General features: G+C 48.8%; 20 protein-coding genes. 7 read left to right on the forward strand and 13 right to left on the reverse strand.

All coding sequences use genetic code 11. The features are described from left to right. Nucleotides 1-223: 223 nt before the first annotated feature. Nucleotides 224-1,006: an arylamine N-acetyltransferase family protein gene (locus AC0VZ8_RS18805; RefSeq protein ID WP_475484027.1), complete on the forward strand. Its 783-nt coding sequence runs from the start codon at nt 224-226 to the stop codon at nt 1,004-1,006. A gap of 42 nt (nt 1,007-1,048) precedes the next feature. Here AC0VZ8_RS18805 and AC0VZ8_RS18810 read toward each other — a convergent pair whose 3' ends face one another. After that, complete coding sequence (locus AC0VZ8_RS18810; protein ID WP_475484028.1) at nt 1,049-1,528, reverse strand: nucleoside deaminase; 480 nt, start codon at nt 1,526-1,528, stop codon at nt 1,049-1,051. A 225-nt stretch (nt 1,529-1,753) separates the two neighbouring features. Here AC0VZ8_RS18810 and AC0VZ8_RS18815 point away from each other — a divergent pair, with 225 nt between their 5' ends. The 3 genes from AC0VZ8_RS18815 to AC0VZ8_RS18825 all read left to right on the forward strand — a co-directional run bounded on the left by AC0VZ8_RS18815 (nt 1,754) and on the right by AC0VZ8_RS18825 (nt 4,456). Beyond that, the gene (locus tag AC0VZ8_RS18815; RefSeq protein WP_475484029.1) at nt 1,754-2,098 is read left to right on the forward strand and encodes a hypothetical protein; all 345 of its coding nucleotides are present in this window, start codon (nt 1,754-1,756) and stop codon (nt 2,096-2,098) included. 63 nt (nt 2,099-2,161) lie between these two features. Further along, the gene (locus AC0VZ8_RS18820; protein WP_071218525.1) at nt 2,162-3,868 is read left to right on the forward strand and encodes an ABC transporter ATP-binding protein; all 1,707 of its coding nucleotides are present in this window, start codon (nt 2,162-2,164) and stop codon (nt 3,866-3,868) included. A gap of 240 nt (nt 3,869-4,108) precedes the next feature. Then, on the forward strand, nt 4,109-4,456 hold the full coding sequence (locus tag AC0VZ8_RS18825; protein ID WP_113056665.1) for a hypothetical protein: 348 nt from the start codon (nt 4,109-4,111) through the stop codon (nt 4,454-4,456). An 83-nt stretch (nt 4,457-4,539) separates the two neighbouring features. Here AC0VZ8_RS18825 and AC0VZ8_RS18830 read toward each other — a convergent pair whose 3' ends face one another. Both AC0VZ8_RS18830 and AC0VZ8_RS18835 read right to left on the reverse strand, forming a co-directional pair. Beyond that, nucleotides 4,540-5,193, reverse strand: coding sequence for a response regulator (locus AC0VZ8_RS18830; protein WP_475484030.1), 654 nt, complete (start codon nt 5,191-5,193; stop codon nt 4,540-4,542). Further along, on the reverse strand, nt 5,190-6,017 hold the full coding sequence (locus AC0VZ8_RS18835; RefSeq protein ID WP_475484031.1) for a sensor histidine kinase: 828 nt from the start codon (nt 6,015-6,017) through the stop codon (nt 5,190-5,192). The genes AC0VZ8_RS18830 and AC0VZ8_RS18835 overlap by 4 nt, the downstream gene beginning before the upstream one ends. 240 nt (nt 6,018-6,257) lie before the next feature. Here AC0VZ8_RS18835 and AC0VZ8_RS18840 point away from each other — a divergent pair, with 240 nt between their 5' ends. Next, nucleotides 6,258-7,103, forward strand: a complete 846-nt coding sequence (locus AC0VZ8_RS18840; protein WP_475484032.1) for a chemotaxis protein — start codon at nt 6,258-6,260, stop codon at nt 7,101-7,103. A gap of 41 nt (nt 7,104-7,144) precedes the next feature. Here AC0VZ8_RS18840 and AC0VZ8_RS18845 read toward each other — a convergent pair whose 3' ends face one another. From AC0VZ8_RS18845 to AC0VZ8_RS18865, 5 genes are all read right to left on the reverse strand, one after another. Continuing rightward, on the reverse strand, nt 7,145-7,621 hold the full coding sequence (locus AC0VZ8_RS18845; protein ID WP_475484033.1) for a GNAT family N-acetyltransferase: 477 nt from the start codon (nt 7,619-7,621) through the stop codon (nt 7,145-7,147). Nucleotides 7,622-7,694: 73 nt separating this feature from the next. Next, on the reverse strand, nt 7,695-9,557 hold the full coding sequence (locus AC0VZ8_RS18850) for an ABC transporter ATP-binding protein (RefSeq protein ID WP_475484034.1): 1,863 nt from the start codon (nt 9,555-9,557) through the stop codon (nt 7,695-7,697). Beyond that, nucleotides 9,554-11,341: an ABC transporter ATP-binding protein gene (locus AC0VZ8_RS18855; RefSeq protein ID WP_475484035.1), complete on the reverse strand. Its 1,788-nt coding sequence runs from the start codon at nt 11,339-11,341 to the stop codon at nt 9,554-9,556. The genes AC0VZ8_RS18850 and AC0VZ8_RS18855 overlap by 4 nt, the downstream gene beginning before the upstream one ends. A 239-nt stretch (nt 11,342-11,580) precedes the next feature. Beyond that, nucleotides 11,581-11,826, reverse strand: coding sequence for a hypothetical protein (locus tag AC0VZ8_RS18860; RefSeq protein ID WP_071218533.1), 246 nt, complete (start codon nt 11,824-11,826; stop codon nt 11,581-11,583). A 214-nt stretch (nt 11,827-12,040) separates the two neighbouring features. Beyond that, nucleotides 12,041-12,523 carry a tetratricopeptide repeat protein gene (locus AC0VZ8_RS18865; protein WP_475484036.1) on the reverse strand — a complete coding sequence of 161 codons (483 nt, stop codon included), beginning with the start codon at nt 12,521-12,523 and terminating at the stop codon, nt 12,041-12,043. Nucleotides 12,524-12,695: 172 nt separating this feature from the next. On the opposite strand from AC0VZ8_RS18865, the gene AC0VZ8_RS18870 reads away from it, so the two are divergent. Continuing rightward, on the forward strand, nt 12,696-13,319 hold the full coding sequence (locus AC0VZ8_RS18870; RefSeq protein ID WP_475484037.1) for a TetR/AcrR family transcriptional regulator: 624 nt from the start codon (nt 12,696-12,698) through the stop codon (nt 13,317-13,319). Nucleotides 13,320-13,457: 138 nt separating this feature from the next. Here AC0VZ8_RS18870 and AC0VZ8_RS18875 read toward each other — a convergent pair whose 3' ends face one another. The 4 genes from AC0VZ8_RS18875 to AC0VZ8_RS18890 form a co-directional block, all read right to left on the reverse strand. Further along, a complete protein-coding gene (locus AC0VZ8_RS18875) occupies nt 13,458-14,093 on the reverse strand; it encodes a nitroreductase family protein (RefSeq protein WP_260065706.1) in 636 nt (211 codons plus the stop codon). A 124-nt stretch (nt 14,094-14,217) separates the two neighbouring features. Then, a complete protein-coding gene (locus tag AC0VZ8_RS18880; RefSeq protein ID WP_071218537.1) occupies nt 14,218-14,667 on the reverse strand; it encodes an RrF2 family transcriptional regulator in 450 nt (149 codons plus the stop codon). 132 nt (nt 14,668-14,799) lie between these two features. Beyond that, nucleotides 14,800-16,803, reverse strand: a complete 2,004-nt coding sequence (locus AC0VZ8_RS18885) for a Na+/H+ antiporter (protein ID WP_475484038.1) — start codon at nt 16,801-16,803, stop codon at nt 14,800-14,802. 196 nt (nt 16,804-16,999) lie between these two features. After that, complete coding sequence (locus AC0VZ8_RS18890; protein ID WP_071218539.1) at nt 17,000-17,758, reverse strand: SDR family oxidoreductase; 759 nt, start codon at nt 17,756-17,758, stop codon at nt 17,000-17,002. Nucleotides 17,759-17,981: 223 nt separating this feature from the next. On the opposite strand from AC0VZ8_RS18890, the gene AC0VZ8_RS18895 reads away from it, so the two are divergent. After that, complete coding sequence (locus AC0VZ8_RS18895; protein WP_475484039.1) at nt 17,982-18,590, forward strand: TetR/AcrR family transcriptional regulator; 609 nt, start codon at nt 17,982-17,984, stop codon at nt 18,588-18,590. Between the two features lie 170 nt (nt 18,591-18,760). On the opposite strand, the gene AC0VZ8_RS18900 is transcribed toward AC0VZ8_RS18895, so the two are convergent. After that, a complete protein-coding gene (locus tag AC0VZ8_RS18900; protein WP_071218541.1) occupies nt 18,761-19,360 on the reverse strand; it encodes a TetR/AcrR family transcriptional regulator in 600 nt (199 codons plus the stop codon). Nucleotides 19,361-19,370 lie beyond the last annotated feature (10 nt).

The following is a 19,370-nucleotide window of genomic DNA, read 5'->3' on the forward strand; positions in this document are numbered from 1 at the left end:
ACCCTCTTTATGCGCTCAAGTACCTGTACGGGGCCGGCCGGTAACCTTGTTGTATTCCCTTAAGCCAATAGATGCCCGAAGCGCCGCATCATCCATTAGCATAGTCCCTGTTACTCCTCCTTCTTGTTCTCTATTAGTACGCCCAAATATATGATATAAAGTATATAATTATATACGGCTTACTTCTACCAAGCTGACAAAAGACGAAAGATGCGGTGATCAAATGAGTAACCCGATACATGGCCTGGATGTAAACCCATATCTTGAGCGTATTGGATACACGGGCCCGATTGTAAACAGCGCTTATATGCTCGCCAGATTGCAGGAACAGCATGTGCATACCGTACCCTATGAAAATCTCGATATCCTTGATCGAATTCCACTGTCCCTGGATATCCCCGATCTTTACGATAAAATCGTAACTCGGCATCGCGGCGGCTACTGCTTCGAGCTCAATGCGTTGTTTGGCTGGCTGCTGCAGGAACTGGGATTCAAGGTCACTCATTACTTCGGACGCTTCTGGCGGGATGAAACCGATACGCCTGCTAAACGTCGGCATCATATTCTGCATGTGGATATTGAAGAACAACGATTTATTGCCGATGTCGGCGTCGGAGGAGCCGGACCTCGCCATCCTCTGGAATTGGTGGATGGCCTTGTGCAGACCCAGGGGAACGAGACCTATCGGCTCGTCCAAACTGAAATGTATGGCTGGATGCTCGAAGAGTGGAAAAAAGAAGCCTGGGATCCCGTCTTCTCCTTTACGGAAGAGCCTAACCTGCCGAGAGATTTCATCACCACGTCATTCTGGTGCGAGTATGCCCCCGATTCGCCTTTTAACAAAACGGCTCGGGTGTCCATCCGTACGGCAGAAGGCAGAAACACCGTGGATGATGACGAATTCAGAATTTACAAAGCCGGCGGCGTCCACACCTTTAAACCGGGCAATGCACAGGAATATGCCGAAGCACTCTATACCTATTTCGGCATCCCTATCCATAAATAAGAATAAACCGGGCTTTCCCATGCAGGGAGCCCGGTTTTATTGTTAATATTCGATTTTGCGCTCGGCTGCGCTCCACGCTTGAAATGGCAGCAAATAATCCGCTGTTTGAACCTGCTTCATAGGGATGGAGCGCTGGTCCATCGGCATCGCGATTTCATCGTATATGAAATGATCGTCGAATCCGATCTCAGCCGCATCCTTCTTCGTGCTTGCATAATAAACGGCATCAGGTCTGGACCAGTAGATGGCCCCCAGACACATCGGACAAGGCTCGCAGCTGGTATAAATCGTACAGCCTTTTAATTGGAAATCCTCCAGGTGTTTACATGCTTCCCTTATGGCTTGCACCTCGGCATGAGCCGTCGGGTCGTTCAGCGCGGTAACCAAATTACGGCCCCTGCCGATCACTTGACCATCCTTCACCACAATCGCTCCAAAAGGACCACCCTCCACATGTTGAACGTTTCGATGGGCCTCTGCAATCGCTTGACGCATCCAGTACTCATGATTATGTTCGCTCATTGTGTACAGCTCCCTTCCCATGTTCATCCTGATCCCGGTGCTGTTTTCCATCCATGCCAATCACCTGGGACAGCTAATTATCATCATAGCATATCTTCCTTTGATCTCCTCCATTTTTCCAGTCGAAAGGAGAAAAATGGATTGACGAAGTGTATACAAACGTATACAATCACTTTAATGGTATACAAATGTATACGTGATTATTGATAAGGAGGTTGATGTTATATGCGCCAAGAGGATCAGGACTCATCGAGTCAAAAACGGGCGGAGCCCCGCGAGCGTGATAGCAGCCACCGGCACGGTGGGCGGCACGGAAGACGGCGAGAGGAAGGCTACGGCGGCAGGGAAGGCGGTAAGATGGCGCAGACGTTCCGCCGGGGGCGCGCGCTTTCCTTTTTGGACAATTTGATTGTGAAACGGGAGACTTTGAAGAAACAAGTGAATGACCCGGACTTTGAAGCCATCAGAGAAGTGGTCAGCGGAGAGCTGAAAGCGGTAGACCAGATCATTCAGGAGTACATTCAGGCTTTTGAGCTGTATGACACGAGACCATCGCAAGACACCCCATAATGGCTGTCCGCTAATCTTAAACCAATAACCCTAACAGAGGTAGAACTTGGAGTGTGATAATTCTTGATCAGAAAGTTTTTTTCGTACTATCGGCCCTATAAGGGATTGTTTATTTTGGATTTTACGTGCGCCGTTATTGCCGGATTGCTGGAGCTTGTTTTCCCGCTTGCCGTCAGCAAATTCATTGACGATCTGCTGCCCAGCCAGGATTGGCCGCTTATCCTGATTGCCTGCATCGTCCTTCTCTCCATCTATGCGCTGAATACCGCGCTGCAATACATCGTGACTTACTGGGGGCATATGCTCGGCATTAATATCGAGACGGATCTGCGGGAGAAGATGTTTTCCCACATTCAGAAGTTATCCTTCCGTTTCTTTGATAACAACAAAACCGGCCATCTCATGGGACGCATCACAAATGATCTTAATGACGTCGGAGAAGTAGCCCACCATGGACCGGAAGACGTGTTCATCGCCGTTATGACACTGCTCGGTTCCTTCTCCTTAATGGCTTACATCAACTTAGAGCTAGCGCTTCTGACTTTTATCATCGTGCCGTTTATGGCATGGCTGATCATTAAGTTCGGCGGCAGAATGACCACGACCTATCGTCAACTGTTCCGTAATGTAGGGAATTTCAACGCCCGCATCGAGGACAATGTCGGGGGTATCCGTGTGGTTCAATCGTTTGCGAACGAGGAGCATGAGAATAAACTGTTTCAGGAAGAGAACAAACAATTCCGGGCGACCAAACTGCTGGCTTACAAAACGATGGCAAAAAGCATGTCCATCAGCTATATGCTGATGCGTCTGATCACGGTATTTGTCATGATCTGCGGTGCCTGGTTCTTCATCCAAGGCAAAATTGAGATGGGTGAATTCATGGCCTTCCTTCTGCTCTCCAACATCTTCTTCCGTCCGATCGAGAAGATCAATGCCGTTATTGAGAGCTATCCCAAAGGGATTGCCGGCTTTAAACGCTACCTGGAAATCATGGATACCGAGCCGGAGATCGCCGATGTGCCTGATGCCGTATCCCTTTCATCTGTACGGGGAGATATCCGCTTTGAAGGCGTTACCTTCGGATACGAGCCTTCCCGAACGATACTGAATAACATTCATCTGACGATCCGTGCCGGAGAAACGGTTGCGTTTGTAGGACCGTCCGGTGCGGGAAAGACCACCATCTGCAGCCTTCTCCCCCGTTTCTATGACGTGGATCAGGGGACGATTACGGTGGATGGGATCGACATCCGGAATATCAAATTGCAAAATCTACGCAAGCATATCGGCATCGTGCAGCAGGATGTGTTCCTGTTCTCCGGTACGATCCGTGACAATATCGCTTATGGCGACTTACATGCAACGGACCAGCAAATCTGGGAAGCTGCACGGCGTGCTTCGCTCGATGAACTGATCCGAAGCCTGCCGGACGGTATGGAAACGGTGATTGGGGAACGCGGTGTCAAGTTGTCCGGCGGTCAGAAGCAGCGCTTGTCCATTGCGAGAATGTTCCTTAAGAACCCGCCGATTCTTATACTGGACGAAGCCACCTCGGCACTCGACACGGAAACGGAAGCGCAAATCCAGAAGTCCCTGGCTGAGCTGTCCGTCGGCAGAACAACGCTCGTGATCGCTCACCGGCTCACCACCATTCAGAGCGCGGACCGGATTATCGTTGTCAATTCCGAAGGCATTGCCGAACAGGGGACGCATCAGGAATTGATTCATTCCGGCGGCGTGTACAGCAGGCTTCACCAAGTTCATTAATGAACCTATGATCCGTAGTTTTACATGAATACTGAACTGATCGTCTTGAAATCCCTCAAATATATAAAGGATGCCTCCGCTTAGAAGCGAGGCATCCTTTTTTTCGAGACTATTTATGAATTGAATCATTAGACAATGATATTTCGCAACAGAATTCTCGCCTCATTGTCCTTGGATAAAAAAGTTGCCGCATGGAAACATTAATGGCGTACGACAAAGACATCATTCAGGAGGTCCTTTATGTTTTATATCTACAGTGTCGGTCTACTCTTCGGCGGACTGTCGATGATCAACCTTGTCTTTTCATACCAAACCAAGCATATTCAGCACCTGTTCTGGCCTACGCTGCAGTTTCAGTTATTCATGCTTCCTCTGTTCCTCATCGCCAACATGTGCATCGGATACGGAATCCGTTATGGATATAAAGCCACCGATCAGTTAGGCTATACGTTGATCTTCTCCAAATGCCTGGAAATCCTGATTTCGTTAGGGGTGGCTTACTTGTTCCTGAAGGAAGTCCCTACATGGAAAAATTGGGCCGGCATCGGTATCATTGCGCTGGGCATATTCCTTGTTAAACAGAAATGAGCGTACCTAGCGCACGGATGCTTTTTTCGCCTGATCCCTTTCTCTGCCAACATCCTTTCGGACGTCAGATCCCGGTGTTAACGTTATCTCTTCCCCATCCAACCTTGTTCGTAGGCGTAACGAGTCAGCTGGACCCGATTATCCAAATGCAGCTTTTGCAAAATATTCTTCAGATGGTTCTTGACCGTATTCTCAGATATGCACAAGTCAACCGAAATATCGCGGTTGGACAACCCCTCGGCGACGAGCCCCAATATTTCTTTTTCCCGTGCCGTTAATGGACTATTGCTTGGGTCCGGCTTGTCATGCTGCGAAAATTCCTTCAATATACGGAAAGCGAGCTCTCTGGTCATCGGCGCTTCGTCTACGGCAATGGCCTTGAGGTACTCGTGCCATGATTCGGGATTCAGATTCTTTAGCAGATAGCCTTGCGCTCCACGTTTCAGGGCGTCAAACAAATGAGCAATGTCGTCGGACACCGTGACCATGACAATCTTAACGTAAGGAAATTTGTCCTTCACTCGCTTGGTCGCTTCCAATCCATCCATCCCAGGCATCTGAATATCCATGAGAATAATATCAGGCATCCATATTTCGGTCAGTTCCAGCGCTTCCTCGCCGCTTTGTCCTTCGGCCACGACTTCAAAGGTCGGGTCACTGCTTAGAATGGTGCGAATTCCTTCTCTGGCAAGATCGCTGTCATCGATGATTAACACGCGAAACGGCTGCTCGTTCATGCGGTATTCTCCTTCCGAATGCTGATGATCGTCTTGTTGTTGCGTCTTTCCACCATGAACTTCCAGCCCATGGCCTCAGCCCGATCCTTCATAATTTTGATTCCATACCGGTTGCTGCCGAGCGGCTTGTCCAACTCAAACCCTTTGCCATCATCGCTGACGGAGCAATGCCAGCTTGAGTCCGACGCTGTCGCCGTTATTATTACGTGCTTCGCTTCGGCATGCTTATGGATATTCAATAAGGCTTCCCTGATCGAAGCCAGCAGCTCCACCTTTTCTTTGGCAGATAGCATCTCATCCGGAATTTCCCACTGCACGTCGAAATGCAGATTCGTCTCCTCCTTAATTTCCTTAATCAAGCTGTCCATGCTATGCATCCACGGAATAGCTTGCGGATCTGCCGGATATCGGAGATTAGCAATAGCTTCTCGTACATAGGCATTGGTTCGGTGGACACTTTCCTTAATATCCTGATATGGAATTTCTCCGGTTAGCCCCGATTTCTCAATTCGGTCAATCTGTGCGTTCAGCAAGAACAAGGATTGGGCGATTCCGTCGTGGAGCTCTCGGCCAATCTTCTCCCTTTCATGCATGGCCGCTTGCAGTGCTCTGGATTGGTTCAGTTCCTCCTGGTTCCGTTCAATCAATGAGAACAGCTGGGTAAGAAACAGAATGGACACCAAGAACACGATTACAGGCGCCAGCAGATTGCCAAGATCCATCGATATATAAGGCAGCAGGAACTCATGCCGAACATACTCCCATATGCCAATCGTCAAAGTGGGAATGATCAGAATCAACCATTTCATTTGTTTATAGGACATACCCTGCCTCCTATTTCATTTCAAAACATAAATGCACCCGTCGCTTTATCTATCATATAGCAACTGGCTATCCCTTCATTGTAATCAAGATTGACCATAAACGGAATGACTCTAAAGAGCTACTGACCTTACCAGTTTCACCCGTACTGAAATAACCTATTTACAATTCGAGTACAAATCGCGTATAAAGAGTAAAAGATATCCATTCATTCCATTTCCGATGAAGGGAGCTGCAGTTAGATGAAGCAAAAAATTGCAGTGATCATTGTACACGGATTGGGAACACAAAAGAAAGACTATGCGGATAAATTTATGAAAAAATTGAGAGGAACCTTCTCTCAAACATCTGGCATTCCGCATGAGCAACTGGCCATGGAGGCCGTGCATTGGGCCGATGTATTCGCAGGACGCGAGTCCGAATTAATCAGCAGCAGCATTAAACCTTACCGTTTACGTTATCAGCACCTTCGGCAGTACGTGATCCACAATCTGGCGGATGCCGTAGCTTACCAACCCGTGGAAGCCGAGGATCAGAATTATGAGGCCATTCATCGGACCATCAGTGAAGCGCTGCACCGACTTGCCCTCGCAGCGGGCCCCCAGGCTCCATTATGCGTGATTTCTCATAGCCTGGGATCCGTAATCGCCAGCAATTTCTTCTATGATCTGCAATTCTCCTCCCGCGGGCATCGTCTTGTCGTTGACCCGGAAGCTCCGTTGGAGCGGGGAGAGCTCCTGACCTTATTCTATACGCTGGGAACCACCTTGCCGCTGTGGAGCATGCGGTACCGCGATTTTGATAGGCCGATCGAAGTCCCTTCCGTGCAGCTGAAGCACTATCATGATCGGCTGCTGGGAGAATGGGTTAATTTCTATGATAAAGACGATATCCTTGCTTACCCTCTCAAAGGCATAAATGAAGAATATGACCGCACGGTGCGTAACGATATATCCGTTAATGTGGGAAACTGGCTAACCAGCTGGAATCCCCTGTCACACAGCGGTTATTTCTACAGCAAACCGATCCTGGAGTATATTGCTTCAAGTTTGGAAGCGACCTGGCGGAGTGTCAACCAAGTTAAATAAAGTTATGCCGCAAAGACCAGGCGTCTTTGCGGCATTGTTACTCATAGGGTTATATTCATCACCCATTGTTCTCCGATCGGCCCCATTCTTCTCCTGCCCGTATCTTGGAAACCAACCCGTTCATAAAGCTGCTGAGCCGGAACATTCTTATGGTTTACGGCCAATACCACCTCATTGCAGGTAGGAAACTGACTCCGGATGAAGGATGACAGCGCAAGCATCCCTCTTCTGGCATATCCCTTACGCTGCTGCCGATGGTCAATGGATAAGGTGGTTAGCAGCATGGCATGAGGATTGCTTGTGTACTCTTTGACGCGTTCCGTCGCGTGCAGGATAAAGAAGCCAACCGGATGACCATCCGCTAAAATAACGATAGGATGCTGACCCTCAACTACGTTAAGTGCTTCTTTCGGATGAGCGGTAAATTGGACTTGATCATCCGGAAGCTCGAATTCTTTCAAGATGGGCAGGTGCTCAGCCGAACGGAAATCCAGCTGAATATGTTCTGCTTTTTGCATGGGTACATCTCCTCTGTATATGGTGAAATGGATTCATAACTTACTCTATCCACTGCAATCCTAAGCTACTTGATCATCCTGTTTCTTCGCCATACCATAGCTGTCGGAAGCTATCGCTTGAAGCCAGCAGCTGTTCCGCCGTGCCTTCGGCTTCAATCTCTCCGCCGTTCAACACGATAATATGGTCAGCATGGTTAAGCGCGGCTTTTCGATGGGATACCACGAGACAAGTCGCTCCTCCGCGCTCGCTGAACAGTCTCTCCCATAATTTGCGCTCCGTTTCAACATCCAATGCGCTGGATAAATCGTCAAACACATACAGCTCCGCGTCCCGTACGAGCATCCGTGCAGCCGCAGTCCGCTGAGCTTGACCACCGGACAGCTTGACTCCGCGTGGTCCTACCATCGTCTCCAGGCCATGCTGCAGATGCTTGATATCTTCTTCCATTACAGCCGCATGTAGTGCGCGCTCCAGACTCCCCGGCTCCTCCATTATGCCTAGCAGGATATTGTTTCGCAGTTTATCGCTGTACAGCCTGGGGATCTGTGCCGTATACGCACTTTGTGGCGGGATGAAGAAATCAGCTGGCTCAATCACCCTTTCACCGTTCCACCGGATTTCGCCCTTTTCGGCAGGAAGTAAGCCCAGCAATGTGCGAACTAACGTCGTTTTACCGCTGCCAATCATCCCCGTAACGACAGTAAACGTACCCCGTTTCAGGGTCAGATTAATATTCGAGATGCCGCGTCCGGTTTCGGGATATTGATACGACAGTCCTTGCGCTTCAAGCAACGAGAGGGGCGGTGCCTTGATAATAGCCGGTTCCATGCCGTCTTCGGCAGTGGAAATAGCGGAAGGACTGAATCTTCCATCGGTCAACGAATCTATCTGTGCCCTGTGATCAGGATGAGCTTCCTTCTCTTGATTCCGTTTGTTCTTAAACTTACCGATACCGATATAATTGGCTGCCGTAAGCAGCGAAGCCGGTGCCCCTTGCAGCATGGATTTGATGCGCTGAAAGCTGACGCCCATCTGCTTGTAGTAAGTCATGAAGTTGCCTACGTTCGATATAAGCTGTGTGACAAAAGTTAAATAATACACAAATAGCGACAAGTCCCCAACCGTAAAATCGCCACTTCGCATCTTAAGACTCGCAAGCACAAGGATCAATCCTGTGCCGAGATTGACGGAGTTGGTGAACACGGAAGACAAGGTTTCCGTTAGCAGCTTATCCTTCACCATGGACTGGCGCCGCTTCTCACTAAGGCTTACAAACCGTTCTACTACTCGTTTCTCAGCCCCTGCGACTTGAATGGCTTGCACATTAGCAAACATTTCGCTAATCGCACCGGTTACCTTTGCCGTCGATTCCCGGCTTGCCGCCCTGTATTTCTGGATGCGCGCGGTTGCGATCTGAGCCGCAGTGACCACCAATATCAAAGGAACGAATACGAGAATCGTCAGCTGCAGATCAATGGATATGAGAATCCAGCTGGCAACGATTACGAATCCGACCAGTCCTAGAGTGTCCACTGACCAGCTCGTCGCTTCTTCTGCCTGATCCACGTCATCACGGAAATTGCTGATGGCTTCTCCCGGGGAGCAAGGGATTGCCCGTGCTCCAGGCTCTTTCATGACATGGGACAGCATATTTCGGCGGAGCAAGGTGCTGATCCGGAAGCGGAAATGCACGTCTGTCATGAAACCGCCGAAGATCAGCGCAATTCGGGCTAATGCAGCGCCAATGAGCAGCACGGCAATTGCCCAAACGCCGTAGGGAAAAGCATATGTACCTTCCAAATGGTCGAAGAAAGCCTTAGTTAACAGTCCGGGAACCAGCGGTGCCATATGTATAAGGGACCACGCGAACAGGTTGATTAGGTACAACCCCGGGCGGTACATAATCAACCGCCAGAAAAAATGCCTTGTTTTCATGCCAGCACCTCCTCCATTCCAACGGCTAGCATGCGGCTAAACCGTGATTGCGGGTTTGAGACAAGCTCTTCCCGGCGTCCGCTTTCGAGCATTCTACCATTCTCCAAAATAAGAATCCGGTCGGCGCGCTGAACCGTGGCTAAGCGGTGGGCAATGATAATACATGTCTTCTCCTGAAGCAGACGCGTAATGGCTGCTTCAATCCGATATTCCGTTAACGGGTCGAGGCGGGACGATGCTTCATCAAGGATGACGAGACCCGGATCCGTCAGAAAGACGCGGGCAAACGCCAGCAGCTGGGCCTCACCGGCCGACAGGCTCCCGCCGCCTGAGGCCAGGCTCGTATCGAGCCCTTCGGGAAGCGAAGCATACCAGTCTCCAAGACCAAGCTCCTCTAGCACGGATATAATTCGGCGATCCTCGATGCCTTCATCAAACAAGGTCAGATTATCACGAACAGTCCCTTCCAAAATCTCAATATTCTGCGTAACCATCGCGACCTTGCGCCTCAGTTCATGAAGCTTGCAGTCCCGGATATCCGTTCCTGCCAGCTCGATGCTTCCCTCCTGCGGATCATAGAAACGCAGCAGCAGGCGGGCGATCGTCGTTTTGCCGCTGCCTGTACGCCCGAGCAGCCCCAGAGTCTGGCCCGGCTCAAGCCGCAGCTGCAGATTTTCGAGCGTAACCTGCCCGCCCTCTTCATAGGAGAAGTTTAGGTTGCGGAATTCCACCGACAACGGGCCTGCCGGAAGCGGAGCTCCGGGCCCGTCTTTGATCCGGGGCTCGGTTGCAAGCAATTCCCGGACTCGCATCAAGCTGGCATCTGCCTTTTGCAGGTCCTCCAATTGGGTGCGGATCTTCTCGATCGGTTTGGCTAGCAGCTCGGTATAATAAAACACTAAATATATGGAGCCGATCGTCAAACCGCCTTGTCCGTTCTTCCACAGTATGGCGCAGACGATAAATGCGGCCGCATTGCCAAGCGCAAACACCAATATCGTTGTGCTCCACATGAGGAAAAATCCGATGAACGCACGAACTCGAACCGGCAGCATGCGTCTGGCCATCTCGTAGAATCGATTCATGACATATCCTGCTGCCCCGTTAGCACGCGTATCTTCAGTGCCTTCGAGGTGTTCGCCAATGAATCCGTAGAAATCCGCATTTAGCTCACGCCAGCGCTTCCATACCGGTATGGCAAATCGACGGATATGTTGAATGACGTAAATGCTGCCGACAACAAACACGGTCATGACAAATCCAATCCAGAAGTTCTCCCGGTACAGAAGAGCCAGTATTCCGATCATAAGGAGCAGATTGCCGAACAGATGGATAATAAAGCTGGAGAAGAAATTGGCAAGCGCATTCACATCGCCATCGACCCGTTCGATTAAAGAGCCCGACGTTTGGGTTTTGTGAAAGCTCATATCCAGCGACAGGCAGTGCTCCGCCAATTCAGCTCGAAGCTTGTTGGTTGTTGTCCAGCCCAGATTCTCACTATAGTAAGCAGCCGCAATGGAAACGCCTTGTTGGAGCAATGAAAATACGATAAAAAAACCTGCCGCATAATAAAGCGATGTCAGACTTCCCTCCCCTTGAGCCGTATCGATAAAATACCGGATGATCTGCGGATTAATCAGTTGCAGTCCGATTGAAAATAACAGCAGCACGCTCAGGGCTGCCAGCAATTTCTTATGCGGGAATACGTATCGGAATAACATCTCCCTGTACATGCCTATCCCCGTGGTCCTTCGCTTGCTGTGTAACATGTGATCGCTTTGCATTCGTCTATAATCCCCCCGCTTCAGGTTAACCCTCTTGATAATAATAAGCTTCCTGGATAGATATGACAAGAACATGGGTTCTTGTTTTCGAAAAAATTTACAGCCGATTGATTTGTGACGATTCTGCCGCAATATCGGTCTGATCAAAGTGACCCTTTTGAGTACACGCCAAAAAGACCAGCCCCCTCAGCATGGAGACTGGTCTTCAAAACTGCTACGTATAGAGAATCAACCTTATCTTATGTCTCTGCCACTAATTTCAAGAATTGATTGATCATTTCAGGGGTTATTTCCTGGTTCTCTGGCATTTTGACTGCCGGGCTCTTATCAACGGATTGGATGGCCACATTGGATCGAACTGCATTTGAAGCGATACCCGATCGGGCTTGTCCATCATGCACATTGTCATGATTAGCTAGCATCATCATCAGAAAAGCACTCCCAAGTCCTAGCGACCACATACTCATTTTGTTTTTCTTGTTCATTTGCGTTGCTCCTTCCATCACTTGTAGTGACATACCTAGTATAAGGTCCAAACCTTAATGAGAGATGAAGGCAGCCTAAAATCCAGTTAAGCAAAGTGAAGAAATGATTATTTGCATGAATTCCATCACTGCTATAAAACAAGCCATATTTTATGATTATCAGACGCTATTTTTCAGTTTACATAACATTAATTATGTAGTAATCTTCCTCGGATTACTTCCAAATCTGATCGAGCTTATCCGAATAGAAAGCAATCGCTTTTCTGTAGCTTTTGATTCCCTCGTCATTACTGGTTTCGCCTATTTCTTTAAGCAGAAGTGCCATCGCCTTATCGTATTGTCCCAAATTGTACAAGGTCATCGCATAAAATACGTTAAACTCCCTCGCCTCGGGATATTCCTGCAAGCCCTGCTCCAAAATCTCCTTGGATTTGTCGTACATCCCCAACGTACGATAGGTGCTTCCAAGTCCAAGCAATGCACCGCATCGCTCAGGATCCTTCAGGCCAGAAGAGATCGCCTTCTCATAATAAGGAACCGCCTCACCCTCAAGCCCCATAAGATCATGCACCCAGGCCAGCTGATACAGGATTTCGGAATCGTCTGGGGATTGGGCTAACAGCCCGAGGAGAATTTCTTTGGCTTCCTCCGGTTGACCTGCAGTGCGGAGTTCAATAGCCTCTTGTATCGTTGCCATAGGTCACATCCCTTTTGATTGATAACGCCGCCCTCTCCCTTATCTTACCAGCTCCCCTTCATGCTCGTCAAAATCGTCAACAACCACCTACTGCACCAATACTTGAATCGGAAGCGTATATTTATTTTGAAAAAGCGACCGGCATGTCTTACACTATAGTCAGGAGGTCAACATGACAAAAATACGCAACCCCCGAAATCCCGGGCGTCCCAAAGCAGCTGCCGATCAGACTCCTATCCAGGAAACCATCCTCTGGACCGCCTCCGAGTTATTCATGGAGAATGGCTACGAGTCCGTATCCTTACAGCAGATCGCGAAGGCTTGCCAAGTGACCAAGGCTTCCATCTACTATCATTTCACAAACAAACCCGAGCTGTTTAAAATAGCGGTAACCACGATTCTCGATAAAGCATATGCTTCCACTCATCGCTTTCTGCAAGAGGCCGATACGCTGGAGTCCGGATTAATCTGGGTGGCTGAAGCGAAGATCGCCCGTCCGCATGCCGAGATGGAGACGATGATGCGGGAAGCGGAGCCTTTTTTATCCCAGGAGCAGATGTCCGCGATCCGTGAGGCGGAACAGCGCATTCATGAAGTCATTGCCAATCGGTTTGATCAAGCGATGCGTTCAGGCGAGCTTCGGGAAGGCAATCCTCTGCTTATGGCGCAGGCTTTCTCGGCGATGCTGATGCTGGGAAATCGTGAAGATACCCGAAGCGTTTATGCCAGCCCTCGTGATATGGCTGTTGAGATTGTAGATCTATTCTTGCACGGAGCAGTGAAACTACCAAAGTAACACGTGACGTGACTCTATAACTGCATCCTTCAAACATGAATCGGCGAGAATTAGCTCTTCGAATCATGGGCATCGATCAGATCAACGCAAAAAGAACGGAGATCATCAGACAGGATCCCCGTTCTTTTTGATTATGTTTTAGATTTTATTCCAAAAAGCAACGTCTTCAAGCGGCAATCTTACCGTTGGCCGACCTGGAGCGGCTGCTTTCCCGATAGCAATCAACATCACGCTGCGATAATGGGCAGGGATATTGAACTCCTCCACGAACTGCACTTTGTTATATCCGCCCATCGGTACGGTATCATATCCTCTGGCCCGCGCGCTCAGCATCAGCTGCATGGAGATCAGTCCGGCATCCACGTCCACGATGCTCTCTTTTACGGATTGGTCCATATTCGCATAAAGATTTTCGGCCGTATAGATAAAGCGCTGCTTCACCTCTTCGGTCATATATCCCGCTTCTTCAGACATCGAGTAGATCTTCTCGCCCTTCTCATACCACTTCATATCACCCAGCACAGCAATGACGGCCGAGGCTTGAAGTACATGCTCCTGATTGTTTGCAATCGGATGCAGCTTCTTCAAAAGCTCAGCATCATCGATCACAAGAAAGCGCCATGGCTGCAGATTGCTTGAGGAAGGTGCCAGTGTAGCATCCTTCAGAATCGCTTCCATCTCTTCTCTTGGAATCTTTACCGACGGGTCGTACTGTCGAACCGAGTGGCGTTCCTGAATCACGGTTTGAAAATCGGGTTTTGTTATGGTGGACATGGTTTTTCCCCTCCAAAATTATATTGTGCATTTTTCTGCACAGTTTAAATCGCGAGTTAACTGTGTTGTTTAATGCACAGTATATAGCAGACTGGATTTCTTTGTCAATCACATTTTGAAAGGTTCACTGAGCGATGTCCGCGATCGTCCGGGATTCCAGTATTTTCAGGGTACTGTCCTCAATCTCGGATAAAATGCCGACAAAGGATTCCTTGATTTCCTCGGCAAAACAATGTCCGGTAGCCGCATCCAGCATGCTGTCGCTGATGGAGCTGTGGACTTGAAGAATCGAGTAAACTTCAGCCAGTGTAATGTCACAGGCATTCTTCTTGAGCCGGTAGCCGCCGTCTCTTCCTTCACGCGACTCAATCATATCGGCTTGCGCAAGTGTTTTCAGCACGCGTCGAATCAAAGTCGATTCCGAGTGCAAATACGAGGCGATATCGCCGCTCGAGCATTTACCGGAGTGACGTTCAAGCGTAACCAGTGCTTGCACGGCTAGGCTGAAGGTTTTATAAGTGGACGGGCAGGCCATTGTCGATTTTTTGGAGGCCGCTTCTTTATGGATGCTCATGTTCCTACCCCCTTTTTCAATAATAGAATTGCCTTAAATAGGCATTCTGCAGCTTTAGCTGTCGTTCCCATCAAGCTTTTCATTATTGTAACGTAAACCTGACACTCCATCAAGCGCAACAAGGACCATCGTCTAATGGCCCTCTTCTTCAACCAGTGCTTGAGACTCATACAAATTCGCCTCTCGGTAATTCACATCCATTCTCAGATGGCTCGCCAATGCCCGTTCAATATCGCCCTGTTCGAACATGCTTTGAATCTCGTTACGCTCGGATTGAATGGCTTTAAGTTCCAGTTCCCGGCGTTCACTGCTAAGCTTCTGCTTTCTTCGACTCCACACACGATCATTCTGAAGAAAATGCTCCATTGCCCGATAGTCTGCAATAACGGCTTGCAGGACTTCCTGCCTCTGTGCCGGTTTCACTGTCTGGATCTCATGTATTGCTGCACGAATAGCCTCCAGCTTTAGTGCCTTATACATATCCCAATCCGGATGATCCGGAGACATGGGCGTTTCTTGGGACTCGTTTTTTTTCAACAAGCGCTTCAAGTTCCGCCATAAATTCTTCGTGAGCAGCTTGAACTTATATCGGCTGGTAAGCAGCATTTCGACTTTGTTCAGCGAGGATAGGAACAGCTCCGCGACCCTTGCGGATGCTTTATGTTCCTTAAGCCATGTTTCCGCAACGTTCCGTTCCGCTGTGAGTCCGATTTTTCTTACTGCGATGGTGGCTTTCCAGAACTCCCGCATGTCGCTTTTATCCGTTATTTGAGATTGCTGAAGCCGCTTGCTATACGCATAGATAAGCTGAACCGCCTCTTCCTTATTTTCATCCGTCATTTCTTCCCGCACGGTACGTATACCCGCTTGGAGCATATGAAGCCGTGCTTCTTTCTCGCGATCGATCACCGCGGACGAATCGACATGTTTCTCCCGTGTCAGGAGCGGAAGCAAAACACTCGCGATCACCAGCGTTAATAGGATGACGCCCGCACAGATGAATAACATTAAGCTTCGCTCTGGAAAAGGACGATTGTCCGCAAGGGTGAGCGGGATAGAGAAAGCCGCGGCCAGCGTCAGTGCTCCCCGTACGCCCGATAGTGCAGTCAGCATGGAAGATTTGAACTGACGGTTCGTAGATGCCCAGACCCATGCAAAACGCAGCAATATGAGTACAGCCGTTATAAGAAAAATATAGCCGAGAACTTGTCCATTGTTATAGGCAGGGTCACTCCATATTTGATTACCGACTCCCGGGATTTCATGCCCGAGCAGAATGAACACCAGCCCATTTAGCGTGAAGAGAATGACCGACCAGGTGCTGTCCGATACCACTCTGAGCTTTATGGACGCCGAACGCATGCGATCCCTCTCCACCGCATGGGTGACACCCGCCGCTACGACAGCCAGAATCCCGGATAGATGAAATTCCTCGGCGATAAGGTAGATGATGAATGGCGTCAGAATGATGATCAGCATATGGAGCGTGACGTCCTCCATGCCGAGCCGGCGAAGCAGCATTCTGAACCAGATCACTAGAAATCCTAGAAGTGCACCGATCACGATGCCTCCAACCGCAATGACAAAAAAACTGCCGATGGCATTCGTCAAAGAAAAATAACCCGTTACTGTAGCCGCAATCGCAAAATTAAATGCAACGAGACCGGATGCATCATTCATCAGCGCTTCGCCTTCAAGCAAATGCATGATTTTTCCCGGCAGCTTCACCCTGCCTGACAGGGAGCCCACCGCAACCGCATCGGTAGGCGAGAGTATCGCCGCCAGCGCAAAGGCAGCCGATAACGGTATGGTCGGAATAAGCCAATGAATGAAAGGTCCCGCGATCAGAACCGTTGCAAATACGAGACCTAGCGCCAGCAGCAGGATACTGGACCTGAGCTTCCATAACTCTTCGCGCGGGGTAAGCTTCCCGTCATTGAACAAGAGCGGCGCGATAAACAACACCATGAACAATTCCGGATTCAGCGGAACGTGATGGAACCCGCGAATATAGGCGGCCCCGATCCCAAGCGCAATCTGAATCAACGGGACAGGTATGAACGGCAGAAATCGATTAATAATGTTTGAAATACCGACAAGGACCAGAAACATAAGTACCATAAGAAATATTTCCACAACCCTGCTCCCTCCTCGAAGAATTACCTATGTAACATTGGGATATCCATCAATAGACAGGTATAGGTTGTGTAGAATATTAAAGGTTTATTTATGAATTCGAATAGTTTCAACCTTTATGCCGCCACAAAAAAACAAGGCTTCCTAAAGGAGGTATCCTTTAGAAAGCCCATGCGCTTGCGCTTGCGCTTGCTTTTTAGTATGCAGTCCAGCCTGCATCGGCTGTAACCACAGTACCGTTGACAAAGCTGGCTTCATCTGAAGCCAGGAACAATACGACTTTCGCGATTTCTTCCGGTTCGCCTGCCCGCGGGTTCAGGTTGATACCAGCCATCGCTCTTTCCATACCGAACGAATTCGGCGCGTTGAGAGTGGTGCCGATATTCGTGCTGACACCTCCTGGAGCAACCGCATTACAGCGGATTCCCTGCGTTGCATATTGGAAACCGACATTCTTCGTTAATCCGACAACGGCATGCTTAGCGGCCGTATACGCTGCCCCTGCTCTGGACCCCATTAGACCTCCAGCAGATGCAATGTTGACAATGACTCCGCTTTTCTTGTCCAGGAAGATTGGCAATGATTTACGAATGGTTCTCATCGGTCCCGTCGTGTTGATGGCAAATACACGATCCCACAATTCATCCGTTAGATCAGCAGCCGGTACGAAGTTGTCCATAATGCCAGCGTTGTTAATCAAAATATCAAGCGTTCCATATTCATTAACAGTAGCATCTACCAGCTGCTGTACATCCTCTTCCTTGGCCACATTCGCTACCAATGCCAGGGCTGTGCCGCCTTTTGCCGTAATTCCGTCAACAACGGCTTGCGCTGCCTCAAGACGCAGGTCAGACACGACAACCTTTGCGCCTTCGGCGGCAAACAGTTCCGCTGTCGCTTTTCCCATACCGGAAGCAGCACCCGTAACTATCGCAACTTTACCAGCTAATCTCATGTTCCATACCCCCATTATTGGTTTGATATCATTTCAAAATTCAGTGACAACATTCAACAACTGTACAATACATGACATATGTCTATTCTAGTATAATTGTAGTATGATTTAGGTCACAATCATTAAAAAACATGAAAATGTGCGATACCGAACAAAAAACATAAATTTGTTTATATTTTAATAATTAAATTCGTTATATTTGTAACCGAAAGGACTCGACTCTATGCAAACAAGCAATAAAAGGACCGACCGTCGCATCGTCCGCAGCAAAGAAGCTTTAAAACAAGCGCTTCTATCACTCCTCTCGCAGAAGAGCTTCTCCAGCATTTCCATTACGGAAATCGTAGAGTTAGCGAATTACAATCGAGGAACCTTCTATACCCACTACGACAATAAAGAGTCTCTTCTGGATGATATCCTGACCCCTTTAATGGAGGAACTGATTGCTTCCTTCAGGGCTCCCTACGGGGAAGTCGACGTATTTCATATCGATGAGCTGCCTGCTAATGCGGTAAAAATATTTGATCATATTCATCAAAATGCAGACGTATATACGGCCTTATTCAAAAGCGATGTTCTGCCGCTGGTCCGGGATAAAATGTTCTCGGCATTAAAGCAAATCGCCATGGAGGATTTGGACTATTCCGGGGAAGAGCTCAACCATGAACTTCTCATCATCTACAACATGCACGCCTTAATCGGCCTGGTATTCCACTGGATCGAGAACAATTTCCACTATTCCGTCCCTTATATGAGGGATCAGCTGGTTCTCATGATCAACTGGAGGCCGAGAAGCGTTAGAACACAAATCAAGCGCACGGACCCTACATGAAATCAGAGAGCTGATAACATGGAAAAAAGCACAAAAAACCATCAACCCGATCAAATAGCAAATCGAGCGGGTGATGGTTTTGGACTTTTAGATAAGCCAAAGGCCGCTTCCAAAGATAGTTTTGAACTACCCATGGATACGGCCTTTTCTTTAATACCGATCAATTATATCTATACTCTAGAGAAAATAGCATCGAGTGTACTTTCGACGATTCGATCGGCTAACTCCCGATTCATCGTAGCGGAGTTCATCACCCGCAGACCATAGTAGCTGCTTAAGAATAAGCTGGCCAGCTTACTCGCAGAGCGTTCAGCCAGAATCTCTCCCGATTGAATCGCCTCTTCCATCACACTGATCAAGTCTTCCTCGAGATCATAAATATATTGCCCGAATATCCGTTCAACCATCGGGTCCCGCCCAGCTCGTTCCATACTAATATTAACCGCCATGCAGCCGCGATGATTTGGATCCGAAAAATCCATGCCGATCGCCCATTCAAACAAGGCGTGCAGTCTTTCCTTGACCGGGACGGACCGGCCCAGAATCTCTCTGGATATCTCCAGGCCTTCATCATTGTAACGTTGAAGCACCTGCTCGAACAACTCATTCTTGCTGCCAAAGGCATTGTACAGGCTCCCTTTACCAAGCCCTGTCTTCTCGCACAGCTCTTGCGTGGAACTCGCTTCATAACCCTTGGACCAGAATACGTCCATGGCTGCATCAATGACAGCTTCTTTCTTGAACTCACGCGGTCTACCGTTCGTGGTCATTCCCCTCATC

The sequence above is a fragment of the Paenibacillus sp. QJM3NY_38 genome, from assembly GCF_056173265.1.